The following is a 13,573-nucleotide window of genomic DNA, read 5'->3' on the forward strand; positions in this document are numbered from 1 at the left end:
TTTAAATCTTATACTGGCAACAATTTTTCAATTTTTAATATGTCTAACATTTCCTTAGCTCTATATTTATAGTGATGAATAGATACTGATTTTTGACCCTGCTTCCGTATTTCATCACATTTATCTTTTTCTTTTAAATAATACTTAACTAAATCTAATGTTTCCTGCGGTGAGGAAGATACTACCAAATCTTTTTCAGGAGTAAATAAGCTCCTTATTTTAGGAGTATCTGATGTAATTAAGAATCCCCTAGAAGCTAGAATTTCATAAGTTCTCTGGGTAACCTGAGTACGATGATTCTGTATTCCCAGTATTATATCAGAAGAGCTGTAAACCTGATTTGCTAGTGTATAATCTAAATATCCATGAATCCATTCTTTAGGTATATCTTGCCCTAATATAAATGATAGATTTTCCCATCCCCATCCAAAGAAGTCAATTCTAATATTCTCTTTTACAAGAGGTGCAATAAGGGTTTTTATAGATTGTATTCTATAATGATTTGGGTACAGTGTGAGATTTTTAGGATATCCATTAGCAACTACAGCAATAGAACAGTGATATTTATCTTGTACTCCTGTAAAATAATGCACACTTGGGTGGAAACCAAAATCCAGATGTGCAGCTTTAATTCCTAATTTTTTATAATAATCTACTCTTTCCTGGCAGATAGTAAAAACAAAGTCTGGCTGCATTTTCTGAATTAAAGGTAATGTAAAGCTAAAAGTGTGAGTAGGATCTTCTGTAGCCCAATAAATATGAGTAATTTTATATAACTTAATATATTTTCTTATCCAATTTACTTTTTCACCGACAGTTTCATTAGTCCATCCAATAGTGATTACTAAATCGGGTTTAAAATTTAAAATCATTTGCTCAACATTTTCTTTCGTCAATTCACCAGATACTTTTACTTCATGTCCAAGATCCTGAAATCCATTAGGAAGTCCATGTATCCACATAGGATGGTTTTGGAAAAATAGAACTTTCAATATACACTCACCTCGAACTTTTTTTATTTAATATCATAATATGTAGTACATAAATTATATGATATTGAAATTAGAGGTGAACATACTTTGAATATACAATCCATATCCCCTTCTATCCTTATATGCCATGGGAATACCGATAAAATACAAATTGCACTTACTTACGATGCTGGTTTTGAAGATTCGGAAACTGAAGAAATACTAAAAGTATTAAGAAAACATCAAATAAGATGCACATTTTTTATGACAGGATTTTGGGTAAATAAATTTCCTAAACTAGCAAATAAAATAGTTTCAGAAGGTCATGAAATTGGCAATCACTCATTTGATCATCCCGACATGAGAAAGATACCCTATAATGATATGATTAAAAACATTATAGATGGAGAAAAAGCCATCTATAATATAACAGGAATAAAAACTACATTGTTTAGAGAACCTTTTGGCCATTGGAATGACGAAGTTTTAAAAGCTGTTGGTGAAGCCGGGTATAAGTACAGCATTTACTGGAGTATTGATCCCATAGATTGGGCTCTGCCACCTATGCAAGTAATAGTAAATAAGGTATTATGTAAAGCTAAAAATGGTGCTATTGTGCTTATGCATATTGCTGGCAATAATACAGCAGCAGCTACTGATAGAATTATTGAAAACTTGGAAGCTAGAAAATATAAATTGATAACAGTAAGTGAAATATTAAAATAAAAACTGCTGTAGAAATCTTTCTACGGCAGCCTTTTTCATATTATATGATAATTTTTTAATATTTTTATCATATATTCAGCTCTGTCTTTATAGCTATTACCTAATACACTCCTTTTACCACAATCAGCTATTCTTTTTCTCTCCCTAGAATTATTCAAATAATATCTTACAAGAGATAAAGTTTTTTCAGGAGAGGAAGATGCAGCTAACTCTCTACCAGATTTAAATAATTGCCTCACTGCAGCTGTATTAGAAGTTAAAAGGAATCCGCCCGATGCCAATATTTCATAAGTCCTTTGTGTGAGCTGATCAGGATAATTTTGCAATCCCAATACTATTTTAGAAGAACAGTAAACTTTATTTGCATCTTTATAAGGTATATGCCCATGAATCCATTCTTTTGGTATATCACATTTTACATAAGATTTTACCTTATCCCAATTGTTTCCCCAAAAATCAATTCTTATATTATTTTTTAACAACGGAACAATAAGTGTCTCCATGGAAATACGTCTATAATGATCAGGATAATTCTTTAGTACATTGGGATATGCATTAGCAACTAAAGAAATTGAAGCTTTATAATTTTCATCACATTGAGTATACTTATGAATTTTAGGAGAAAAGCCAAAATCCATATAAGCTGCTTTAATCCCCATTTTTCTATAAAAATCAACTGTGGAATTGGAGATACTAAATACGAAATCAGGTTGAAGCCTCTGTATAAGCGGTAGTGAAAAAATAAATGTATATGCAGGATCTTCAATAGACCAATAGACATGAGGCAGTTTTGCAGTTTTTACACATTGTCTCATGATAAGTTGATTCTTAATACGCTGTTCAGTTCCCCAACCAATGCTCATGGATAAATCCGGCTTAAACTTTAATATTTTATTTTTAACATTTTCCTCACTAAATGGCTCTACAATTTCAACTTCATGCCCTGCTTCAATAAGGCCCTCAGGCAAAGTATACCGCCATATATTACCACCTAAAAAAAAATTATACGCATTAAAACACATCCTCCTTTAAAAATCTATTTAATATTTATAGGCAATATTTTTTGTTCTTTTAAAACTTTAATAATATATTCAGCTTTATATTTGTAGCTGCAGCATTCCACTGCCTTTCTGCCATTTTTACGTATTTTTTCCCGTTCTTTCGGATGAGATAAATAGTAGTCCACTAGCTTTAAAGTTTCTTCTTCTGAAGAAGATATAACTAAATCTCTACCATTTTTAAATAATTGTTTCACCACCTGCGTATCATTAGTAAGTAAAAATCCTTCTGAAGCTAAAATTTCATACGTTCTCTGTGTAAGCTGTCTATTCTGAAGTCCTATTACTATATCTGCAGAGCTATAAACTTTATTGGCTTCAGTATAAGGTAAATATCCATGAATCCATTCCTTTGGTATATCAAAGTTGACAATAGAATTCATTTTATCCCAATATCTACCCCAAAAGTCAATACGCATATTATTTTTTAAAATTGGATTTACAAGAACTTTAAGAGAAGCATTTCTGCAGCAGTCCGGGTGAGCTTCAATATATTTATCATAGCCATTTGCAACAACTGCAATAGATACTTTGTATTTATCACAGCTATCTACAGGATGATGAACACTTTCGTGATATCCAAAACCCAAGTGTGCTGCTTTAATTCCTAATTTTTTGAAATAATCTACTTTTTCCTTACATATAGTAAAAACTATGATACAGATGCTTGCAAAATTTCATAAATAGTTAATTCTTTTCCGCTGTCAATACTCTTTATTATATTTTCCGCCATATAACATCCAAGTTGGTTTTCCAAATCTGCAAAATATGCTAGTGCCTTTTCGTCCTTTATGCCGAGACTTTTCCCATGATTTATATAAGCTTTTACATCTCTCATTCTCAGTTCATATTGACATTTCATTCCTTCTTCAGTTCTTAATAATTCACTTATCTTTTCACACTCTATATCATCCAATATCTTGCTATTCCAGAAATCATCATCTTTATTTATATCAGCCAGAATAGTAGTTCCATCTAAAATTGCCTTAGCTTGTTCTTCATTTTTACTTATAATAATTTTCAATAAGTTTTTCGCTCTATAGCCATTCCACTGTAATATTCCTATACTTGATGAAGTACCATCATTTCTGTTTATAGTATCATAGTACCCTTCATTATAGGTTATTATTTCACTAACTTGAATTATAAAATTATCCGATTCAGTAATACCCACTTTATCCATATCATTCACCTATTCACTAAATAGCCTCAAATTTAGCTCACATTATAAGATATGTTTTAAAGTATCCGCATGTTAAAAAGTTTCTAATTTTATCAATTATCCGCACCTGTAGTAGCTATAACCACTGCAGCTACTATAAGTATCCCACCTATAAAAAAGCCAAATGTAAGCTGCTCGTGTAGGTAGAGCCATCCAAAAATTGAACCCGTAACAGGCTGAAAAAATAAAAATAGCGATCCAATTCCTGCATCCATAAGCTCAATACCTTTATTCCACAAAAAAAATGCTCCTGCTGTAGATACAACTCCAAGATAAATAACCCCAAGTATAAGATTTCTGTTATTTAGTATTAATGCAAAGTTATTATGCTGCATAAGCATAAATGGAGTGGTAAATATTAAAGCAAATAACATTGCATATGTAGTTATAATCAGTGAATCAAATCGCTTAGATGCTATTTTTACATAAACAGACAATAACGCCCAGGTCACAGCAGCTCCAACAAGAATTATATTTCCTAAAAGATGTTTCATAAACATGGAATCCAATCCAATAACTATGATGACACCAAAAGTAGCAAGTATAAGAGAAATTATTTTTTTCTTTGTAAATAACTCCTTAAGTATGAATCTGGCAAATATAATCACAAATACAGGTGTAGACGCTGTAATTAATGATCCCATATGGGCATCTGATAATTTTGTGCCCATAAACTGGAGGCATATAGAAATAAAATATCCTATAAAACCTATCCATGCAATGAGAAGCCAGTCCTTCTTTTTTATAACTACCTTACATCCTTTTTTATAATCAAAAAACATAAGTATTAAAAATAGAACTACAAAAGCAATTGCATATCTAATCCACACAAGTGTAATTGGAGAAATAAACTTCAGTATATATTTACTAACTACATACATTCCACCCCATATACAAGCTGCTAAAAATAAGCATATTGATCCAATCAATCTTTTTTTCATTATTAATACCTCCATCTTCTTACATTTATATAAGTTGACATCTAAGAGAAGGTATTTTAATCAAACAATTAACCTTCATCTTAGATTATAGAGATACAACTGGTTGATCGTTTTCAAATAAATCTGAAAAATACATATATATTTTTTCCACCTTTCATAATATCATGATGTAAATAAACTAAACATCCATAAGTTTATCACTAGAACTTATTTGCTATATATTTATATTTTAGTATATCACAGCAAAATTTAATATACTATTCTATTTAATCTACTCTATATATCTATAAACTTCTTAAAATTTTTAGCTAAAGTTATATGTTAATTTTTAAAAAATTTAGGCATAGCAAAAGACCCCTAACATCAATCAGAGGCCTTATATACGTTTGGATTATCGGATGGGCGGTGTATCCATCATCTCAGGTACTCTTTCGAGTGTGTCGGGAACCATTTCCGACCTCAATAATCCTATAATTATCATATTCACTTGTTATAACTATAATACATTCTTAACTCATTAATGAATGCCATTAAGCATTCATTTGGTGCGGATAACAGGACTTGAACCTGCATGAAGTTTCCCTCACTAGAACCTGAATCTAGCGCGTCTGCCAGTTCCGCCATATCCGCACGATTACACAGTTAGCACAACTTTTCTTTAAAAGTGCTCACTTATTCCTTTAACAGTATATCACAGCAAAGCCTGGAAAACAAGCATAACTGTTTTACACTCCATTTTATATAAACCGTTTTTAACTGAACATTTTAAGTTATTCAATAAACTTCTCAAATATTAAATAACATTTAATTACTAAATTCTTGTTTTGTATTAGGTTCTACTTTACTTTGAGGTTTTATAAATTTAAAAACTATTATACCAAATATTGCAGATAAAATTGAAGCCATTATTATGCTAATTTTTGCTATAGATAATATAGTCTCATCTGAAAAAGATAAAGATGAAACAAATAATGACATCGTAAATCCAATACCAGCAAGCACACTTGCACCGTATAAATGTATTTTTGTTACTTGATAAGGAAGCTTAGCAATTTTAAATTTTAATAACAAATATGAAACCCCGAATATACCCAGTTGTTTCCCTAAAAAAAGTCCAAATATAATTCCTAAACTAACAGGCGTTGATACAAGCGTTGAAAAATCATTAATATTAATAACTACACCTGAATTTGCTAAAGCAAATATGGGCATAATTACAAAGGAAGACCATGGCAATAGTGCATGTTCTAGTTTATATAACATTGATTTTTTGAATTCTTCTCTATCTTTTCCTGTTGGTATTGTCATTCCAAGCAGTACACCTGCAATTGTTGAATGCACACCAGATTTAAGCAGACTAATCCATAATATAGTTCCCAACATAATAAAAACGGAAACAAATCTTACCTTAAATCTATTTGCTAGTATAAGAACTATAAGAATGATCATACCTATAAAAAGATATGTCCATGATATTCTACTGGTATAAAATATTGCAATTACAAGAATAGCTCCTAAATCATCAACTATAGCTAAAGCCGTAAGAAAAATTATAATTCCTTTCGATGCTTTTTTGCCTACCAAAGAAAGTACTCCTAAAGTAAATGCAATATCTGTAGCCATTGGAATTCCCCATCCTGTACTAGTTGGTTCTTTATAATTAAATAATACGTAAATAATTGCAGGTACAATCATACCTCCTATAGCAGCACCAACAGGAAGTATAGTTTTCTTTAAAGATTTAAGTTCTCCAATTACCAACTCTCTTTTAATCTCCATACCAATTACAAAAAAGAATATAGCCATTAACCCATCATTAATCCAGTGAAGAACTGACATTGATAAGGATATATCTTTATATCCAATAGTTATATAGGTATGCAGTATATGACTATATATTGCATTAACTTTAGAATTAGTAATTATTATTGCAATGATGGCAAAAATTAATAGTATTACACCGCTAGCAGACTCACTCTGCAAAAAATATAAAAGTGGAGTTATAATCTTGTTATGAATTTTACTTTTCATATCTACTCTTCCCTTATTTATTTCATATATTAAACTCTCCTTTTATTAGTTATATCCTAAAAGTTAAAAAACATATTACAAATCATTTAATAAATTTTTACAAAAAACTTATGATTTTATTTTGATACTGACGAATTGGAATATAAATTAAATACTATGCTGCCACCTGAAGTATAACTTTGTATGTATATAGGATATTTAAAATCATTTCTAAATTTATAATCTATGTTTCCGTAATCTACCGTAGCATCCATTCCTTCAGGAACATAATGAACAGGCATAGTATGGTGAGTCCTTTCCGTAGATGTAAGTCCTGCTTTAGCAACTGCATTATAAAGCGTCGTAGATACCTGACATATTCCCCCGCCAAGTCCTGACTCCACTTTATCTCCAATAATAACAGGAGCTGCCTCATATCCTTTGGCTGCAGTTCTCTGACCTACAACATCATTGAAACTAAAAGTATCTCCTGGCATTACTACATGTCCATTTATGCTGCTAGTAGCAAGTGATATGTTATTTGCTCTTTCGCCAGAAGATATGCCGCCATAGGCTGTACTAAAACTAGATATTAATGTGTCCACAGGTTTAAGGTCATCTTCCTTTATTTTAGCTTTAGTAGTTTTGAGTACCGCTTTTACAGTTAAATCCTGATCTGAATTATTATCTATTTTAGATTCAATATCTTTTTTCAAAGCTTCTTTATCTACTTTAGCCCCATCTTTCTGTGGTATTACTGAAAATTTCACTCCTCCCATTTCAAGAGATGCATTCACAGGTTCTGTATCAACTTCACTTGCAATTTTATCTACCATATTATCTATAACTTTAGTGTCATAAGAAAATTTCAAATTATAGTTTACATTTTTAGGATTCTTTAATAATTCATATTTTTTAAATATATTGCTGCTTTTTCCATAAGAATAGGCCAACTTTACCGTATCATCCAAGTTATTCGTAAAACTTAAACTAGAATAAGGTAATTCATAACTTTTATTTCCTGCAGTTATAGTAATTTGTTTCTGTTGAAATTTATTTAAATATCCGCTGCTCATTATACTCTTAGCCTGATCTTTAGTTTTTGCAGAAAGATCCGTATTATTTATAGAAACTCTAGGATAAATTAAGTTATCCCAGTATTTTATATCATTATAATGATATACTATAAATCCGCAACTTATACTCAAAAAAATAGTTAAGGCAGCTAAACCTAATATTTTTAATGTTCCGCCTGACTTTCTCTTTGACTTCCTAGTTCTTCTTTTTGCACTCATAATTATCACCTCTTTATTTTCACATAGTTATTATACTATAGAGTAATAGCTTTTATATATAAGAATTATTAATTTAATTAATAGTTAATGTGGATTTCTTTCCGTTACACTACAAAAAATCTTTAATTAAATTTTTGAATGCTCGTTTTGCTAAAGCAAAACATTACTAAACACTGACTTATATAAATTTAAAGATTTTTTGCAACAGCTAAAAATCATCCTTCACTATTAACTTTTCATTATTAATTCTTAACTTGCAAAGCTTTGCTTCACAAAGTTTTTATATTAGGTCAAAATTTTATATGTACGAAAGTTGAGTTAATTATTATTAAATAAGCATAACTTTTATGCTATCATAAAAGTATGTTTGTTTTTCAAATATACTTAGATATGGAGGTAGTACATAAATGAAAGCTGAGATATTATGCGTTGGTACAGAGATTTTACTTGGAGATATAGTAAATACAAATGCACAATTTATTTCCAAAGGATTAGCTGATCTTGGTATAGAAGTGTATCACCAATCTGTTGTTGGAGATAATCCTCAGAGACTTTTAGATGAGTTTAAGAAGTCTTTTGAAAGAGCTGACATCATAATTACAACTGGAGGGCTTGGACCTACACAAGATGATCTAACTAAAGAAACTAGTGCTAAATACTTCAATAAGGAAATGATCTTAGATAAAAGTTCACTTACCCAATTAGAATCTTATTTTAAGAAAATGGGAAAACTAAATTTAGAAGGCAATAATATAAAACAAGCTTACTTTCCTGAAGGTGCTTCTATACTTCCTAATCCACATGGTACGGCTCCTGGCTGTTGTATGGAGCAAAACGGGAAAATTTTAATAATACTTCCTGGACCTCCAAAAGAGGCAAAGCCTATGTTTCAAAATTATGTAGTACCATTCTTAAAAAAATACAGTAATGGAGTAATAAAATCTAAAACGCTGAGAGTTTGTGGTATGGGAGAAAGTTCTATGGCTGAAAGTGTATCAGATCTTATAAATAATAGTGTAAACCCCACTGTAGCTCCTTATGCAAAAGAAAATGATACAATACTTAGAATTACTACACGGGCAAATACAGAAGAAGAAGCTGTAGAGCTTATAAAACCTGTAGAATCTAAAATTAGAGAAAAACTAGGGATAAATATATATGGTGAAGATGATGACACTATGGAAGATGTTATAGGAAAATTATTGATAAATAAAGGTTTAACTATATCCTCTGCAGAATCATGTACTGGTGGGTTAATAGCAGCAAGACTTGTAAATTATCCTGGCATATCTGCTGTATTTAAAGAAGGTGCTGTCACTTATAGCAACGAGGCCAAAATGAAAAGACTAGGAGTAAAAAAGGATACCCTAGACAAATTTAGTGCTGTTAGTTCTGAGACTGCAAAAGAAATGGCAGAAGGTATAGCTAAAACAGCAAATACAGATATAGGCATAGCTACTACAGGAATTGCAGGTCCTGGCGGTGGTACTTACGAAAAACCTGTAGGTCTAGTATATATAGGACTTTATATAAACGGAGAGACTTATGTTAAGAAGTGCCAATTCTTTGGAAGCAGAGATGTGGTAAGACAAAGGGCTACTATGACCGCCCTTGATTTGATAAGAAGGCACATTATAAATTTGTAGAGTTTATAAGTAAAAGTTGAATACTCAACTTTTTCAGTTTAAAAAAATTGTGAAACAATATTTTTAAACTGAAAAAGTTCAAAGTTCAAATATCAAATAAGGATAATTTTCTTCCTAACGTCAGAAAATATTAAAATTATAGATTTCCTGAGGTACGAGGGAAATCATCTTTATCTGTTCTTTGTTATTTGAACTCTGTTATTTTCAAAAAAACTTTTATTTAGAAACTGTACATAAGTTTTCTAACTTAAAAATCACTTTATGTGCAGAAATATTTTTACAATAATGAAGCACTTTTAAATATTTTGTATATAAGTCTTAGTAAAAAAATTTTAAAAAATCTAGAACTTTTGAATTGTTTGAGGTACGAGTTTTCAAAAGTTCTCAGTATTTTTTTAATTTTTTTGCTTAGTCTTATCAAAATATTTAACGTGATGAATGTTGTAAAAATATTTGGAGCATAAAGTGATTTTTACTTAGAAACTCTATGTAAATTCTAAACTTCAAGACTTAGTTTCCTCTGGATGATTGAAGTATTCACAGTAAGGGGCTAGAGGGCAATGTTCACAATCAGGTTTTCTTGACTTACATATGCGCCTTCCATGCCATATTAAATAATGATGTGAATCACTCCACATACTTTTGGGTATATTTTTCATAAGTTCCATTTCTACTTTGTTGGGAGTAGTTCCTTTTGCAATTCCAAGTCTATTTGATACTCTAAATACATGAGTATCCACTGCAATTGCTGGAACTCCAAAGGCGTTTGACAAAACAACATCCGCAGTTTTTCTGCCCACTCCTGGAAGTTCTATCAATTGTTCCATAGTATGTGGTACCTCTCCACCGTACTTTTCAACAAGTTCTCTGCTAGTTGAAAGTATATTCTTGCTTTTATTTCTAAAAAAGCCACAGCTTTTTATCTTTTCTCCTAATTCTTCCTCTGTTAAAGATATCATTTTTTCAGGAGTATTATATTGTTTATACAATTCTGATGTAACTTTATTCACTCTTACATCGGTGCATTGAGCTGAAAGCATAGTGGACACTAGCAATTCATAAGGAGACCCAAAATTCAATGCACATTTTGCTTCTGGATAGGTTTCTTTCAGTACTTTCAATATATTATCTATATTTTGTTTATCCAACTTTTATCACCTTCATTAAGACTTGTATACTCCTCTATATTGTTCAGGCAAAAGTTCTGCTATTTTTTTCATAAATAAATCTGATATTCTGTCTTCATATACATGTTTGTTTTCACCTTTATCTTGGGGCGGTATATCTATCTGCTTTCCTATATTCACATTTACCTCTGCATTATGAAAACTTTCTAGAGCCATATCCTTGTCGCTTATAGGTAAAAGTTTTTCAGTACCAGAGATACCGATAGGAAGAATTGCAGCCTTAGTTAACTTCTGTATTAAAACTACCCCTTTCCTCCCTTTTGCTAAGCTTGCTGTTCTACTTCTCGTTCCCTCAGGGAATATCAGTATATTATCTCCGTTCTTTACAGTTTTTATAATTTTAGATATGGCATCCTTGTCTGCACTATTTGGTTTTATGTCAATAGTTTTTGTAATACACATGCCAAGCTGAGTTAAAGAATTTTGATTCAATTTTTTACCTGCTACAAAAGTCAGGTTTTCTGATTTAAGTACTCTACTTAATACAAGAGCATCAGAATTGCTTAAATGATTGCAGATAAATATTACAGGTCTTTCCACTTCATTTAAATTTTCAATGCCTTTTACTTTTATATCTGCACATCTATTTAAGTAACCACCTAATACCTTTTTTGAAATATACGCTAAAAATCCTTTAGGAAGATGTCCCATTAGCTTGACCATCCATGGAGAAATCATAAATAAATCCACCTTTCTTTTTATATATGGTATACTTTTTTAAATGTACCTCTCTAATATAAATTATAATTTTAAAACCTGTAAAAGTCTATCATAATAATCTCTTACATAGGTTGACCTTATGTTTTTATATTCCAAATTAATACTTTTATTTAATGTAATCATATTTATAATTGCATTTCTCTGAATAATATTTTTACCTCTCCATCCACAGGATGTGTTTTTGTATTTCTCTGCAAATTCTTTTTTATCCATATCTATAATTTCATTTAAATCAACTCTACTCATAAAATCAAAAGGCTTAAAATCCTGTATATTAGAAAAAGCGACCTTACTATTATATGGACATACTTTTTGGCAAGTATCACATCCAAATAATCTTCCTTGAAATTGTGAAAACCATTTATTATCTATATGTTTTTTTTGAGTTATATATGACATGCATATATTAGAATTTTTATCTTCAAGCAAAGCACCTGTAGGACACGATGTTTGGCATAAATTACAGCTGCCACACTTACTTTCTAGTGGGGTATCAGCTTCTACTTTTATATCAGTTATTATTTCTCCTAAAAAAACATAAGATCCATATTTCTCTGTAATAATCATATTGTTTTTTCCTATAAACCCTATTCCACACTGAAAAGCTATATATCTCTCAGGCAAGGAATTGCTATCTACAAAGTATACAGCTTTTCCCCCTAAACCCTTTATAAAATTACACACTTTTTGTAAATAATAACGTGCTACTACATGGTAGTCCTTTCCTCTAGTATATAGAGAAAAGCTTATATTTTCCTCATCTTGTTTTTCAAATAAATAGGGAAAGGCAATGGATACTATTGTCTTTCCCCCATCCATATACACATATGGATTAACTCTATTTTCAATATTCTTTTCTTCGAATTCATTTTCAAGCAAATTTTCTTTTCTATATTTAAAACAATCTTTTAATTCGGTGAATATTCTGCATTTTGTAAATCCTACAGTATCCAATCCAATCTTATTACAGTAACTCAATATATCTTCTTTATAGTTCAAACCTTTCACCTGCTTATTATAGAAATTATATTATCATTTCATTATATATCTTTTTTCTTCTTCCTGCATAGTCTTTTATTTCTATAACAGTATTACTTTCAGCCTTAACTACTTTAGCTGGTATACCTACCACAGTACAATTTGCTGGTATATCCTTCAAAACTACTGAATTTGCACCTACTTTTACATTATCGCCTACAACTATTGGCCCTAAAAGTTTTGCTCCACTTCCTATAAATACGTTATTTCCTACTGTAGGATGCCTTTTTCCTGTATCCTTTCCTGTTCCTCCTAAAGTGACTCCATGGTAAAGCGTTACATTATCTCCAACCTCTGCAGTTTCACCTATAACCACACCCATTCCATGATCTATAAATAATCCTTTTCCTATTTTAGCTCCTGGGTGTATTTCTATTCCAGTTAAACCCCTAGCAATTTGTGATATTAACCTAGCAATAAAGAAACATTTCTTGTTATAAAAAAAATGTGCTATTCTATACTGTATCAAAGTATGAATAAAGGGATATAATATAAAAACCTCTAACGGATTCCTAGCCGCTGGATCATTTTTCATAGCATTTTTAATATCATAAGTTAATAGCTTAAATGGGTTTCTCATTGTTTTCTCCTTTCAAATCTATTGCTCAAATTTTGACTTAACATGAAAGTAATACTAAGTAATCAATTCACGATGCACAATTAAGGATGATTTTCTGCTATTACAGAAAATCTAAAAATTTAATGTTCATACTACTTAGTTTTTAGATTTTTCATAACACTCGTAGATAAAAATCTACC

The 13,573-nt window shown here is 30.6% G+C and carries 13 protein-coding genes and 1 tRNA gene; 2 read left to right on the forward strand and 12 right to left on the reverse strand.

Annotated elements, in window-relative coordinates; genetic code table 11:
* Positions 1-8: 8 nt before the first annotated feature.
* Complete coding sequence (locus B5S50_RS08995; RefSeq protein WP_065078403.1) at positions 9-992, reverse strand: glycosyltransferase; 984 nt, start codon at positions 990-992, stop codon at positions 9-11.
* An 87-nt stretch (positions 993-1,079) separates the two neighbouring features.
* Between B5S50_RS08995 and B5S50_RS09000 the strand changes: the two genes are divergently transcribed.
* Complete coding sequence (locus tag B5S50_RS09000) at positions 1,080-1,697, forward strand: polysaccharide deacetylase family protein (protein ID WP_065078404.1); 618 nt, start codon at positions 1,080-1,082, stop codon at positions 1,695-1,697.
* Between the two features lie 35 nt (positions 1,698-1,732).
* On the opposite strand, the gene B5S50_RS09005 is transcribed toward B5S50_RS09000, so the two are convergent.
* From B5S50_RS09005 to B5S50_RS09035, 7 genes are all read right to left on the reverse strand, one after another.
* Positions 1,733-2,719 (reverse strand): glycosyltransferase, encoded by a 987-nt coding sequence (locus B5S50_RS09005; RefSeq protein ID WP_217303624.1) that lies wholly within the window; start codon positions 2,717-2,719, stop codon positions 1,733-1,735.
* 14 nt (positions 2,720-2,733) lie between these two features.
* On the reverse strand, positions 2,734-3,345 hold the full coding sequence (locus B5S50_RS09010) for a glycosyltransferase (protein ID WP_217303626.1): 612 nt from the start codon (positions 3,343-3,345) through the stop codon (positions 2,734-2,736).
* Positions 3,346-3,407: 62 nt separating this feature from the next.
* Positions 3,408-3,938, reverse strand: coding sequence for a hypothetical protein (locus B5S50_RS09015; RefSeq protein WP_217303627.1), 531 nt, complete (start codon positions 3,936-3,938; stop codon positions 3,408-3,410).
* A gap of 92 nt (positions 3,939-4,030) precedes the next feature.
* Positions 4,031-4,918 (reverse strand): DMT family transporter, encoded by an 888-nt coding sequence (locus B5S50_RS09020; RefSeq protein ID WP_065078408.1) that lies wholly within the window; start codon positions 4,916-4,918, stop codon positions 4,031-4,033.
* Positions 4,919-5,461: 543 nt separating this feature from the next.
* A tRNA-Leu gene (locus B5S50_RS09025) sits at positions 5,462-5,548 on the reverse strand.
* A 174-nt stretch (positions 5,549-5,722) separates the two neighbouring features.
* Entirely contained in the window at positions 5,723-6,949 is a 1,227-nt protein-coding gene (gene nhaA, locus B5S50_RS09030; protein ID WP_217303628.1) for a Na+/H+ antiporter NhaA, read from the reverse strand.
* Positions 6,950-7,065: 116 nt separating this feature from the next.
* Positions 7,066-8,223 (reverse strand): VanW family protein, encoded by a 1,158-nt coding sequence (locus B5S50_RS09035; RefSeq protein WP_065078410.1) that lies wholly within the window; start codon positions 8,221-8,223, stop codon positions 7,066-7,068.
* 407 nt (positions 8,224-8,630) lie between these two features.
* Here B5S50_RS09035 and B5S50_RS09040 point away from each other — a divergent pair, with 407 nt between their 5' ends.
* Positions 8,631-9,869, forward strand: a complete 1,239-nt coding sequence (locus B5S50_RS09040) for a competence/damage-inducible protein A (protein WP_065078411.1) — start codon at positions 8,631-8,633, stop codon at positions 9,867-9,869.
* Positions 9,870-10,372: 503 nt separating this feature from the next.
* Here B5S50_RS09040 and nth read toward each other — a convergent pair.
* The 4 genes from nth to epsC form a co-directional block, all read right to left on the reverse strand.
* Positions 10,373-11,017 (reverse strand): endonuclease III, encoded by a 645-nt coding sequence (gene nth / locus B5S50_RS09045; protein WP_065078412.1) that lies wholly within the window; start codon positions 11,015-11,017, stop codon positions 10,373-10,375.
* A gap of 15 nt (positions 11,018-11,032) precedes the next feature.
* Positions 11,033-11,734, reverse strand: a complete 702-nt coding sequence (locus tag B5S50_RS09050; RefSeq protein ID WP_065078413.1) for a 1-acyl-sn-glycerol-3-phosphate acyltransferase — start codon at positions 11,732-11,734, stop codon at positions 11,033-11,035.
* 63 nt (positions 11,735-11,797) lie between these two features.
* Positions 11,798-12,775 (reverse strand): tRNA epoxyqueuosine(34) reductase QueG, encoded by a 978-nt coding sequence (gene queG, locus B5S50_RS09055; RefSeq protein WP_065078414.1) that lies wholly within the window; start codon positions 12,773-12,775, stop codon positions 11,798-11,800.
* Between the two features lie 25 nt (positions 12,776-12,800).
* A complete protein-coding gene (epsC, locus tag B5S50_RS09060; RefSeq protein ID WP_217303629.1) occupies positions 12,801-13,394 on the reverse strand; it encodes a serine O-acetyltransferase EpsC in 594 nt (197 codons plus the stop codon).
* Positions 13,395-13,573: the final 179 nt, after the last annotated feature.

Origin of the sequence: Clostridium sp. 001, assembly GCF_019056555.1 — a bacterium.
Lineage (GTDB): Bacteria > Bacillota > Clostridia > Clostridiales > Clostridiaceae > Clostridium_B > Clostridium_B ragsdalei.

Bases quoted from the DNA above. Each gene is read 5' to 3' on its own strand.
- B5S50_RS09015 (WP_217303627.1), bottom strand. From the start codon at position 3,938: ATGGATAAAGTGGGTATTACTGAATCGGATAATTTTATAATTCAAGTT.
- nhaA (WP_217303628.1), bottom strand. From the start codon at position 6,949: ATGAAAAGTAAAATTCATAACAAGATTATAACTCCACTTTTATATTTT.
- epsC (WP_217303629.1), bottom strand. From the start codon at position 13,394: ATGAGAAACCCATTTAAGCTATTAACTTATGATATTAAAAATGCTATG.
- B5S50_RS09035 (WP_065078410.1), bottom strand. From the start codon at position 8,223: ATGAGTGCAAAAAGAAGAACTAGGAAGTCAAAGAGAAAGTCAGGCGGA.
- B5S50_RS09020 (WP_065078408.1), bottom strand. From the start codon at position 4,918: ATGAAAAAAAGATTGATTGGATCAATATGCTTATTTTTAGCAGCTTGT.
- B5S50_RS09005 (WP_217303624.1), bottom strand. From the start codon at position 2,719: ATGTGTTTTAATGCGTATAATTTTTTTTTAGGTGGTAATATATGGCGG.
- B5S50_RS09050 (WP_065078413.1), bottom strand. From the start codon at position 11,734: ATGATTTCTCCATGGATGGTCAAGCTAATGGGACATCTTCCTAAAGGA.
- B5S50_RS09040 (WP_065078411.1), top strand. From the start codon at position 8,631: ATGAAAGCTGAGATATTATGCGTTGGTACAGAGATTTTACTTGGAGAT.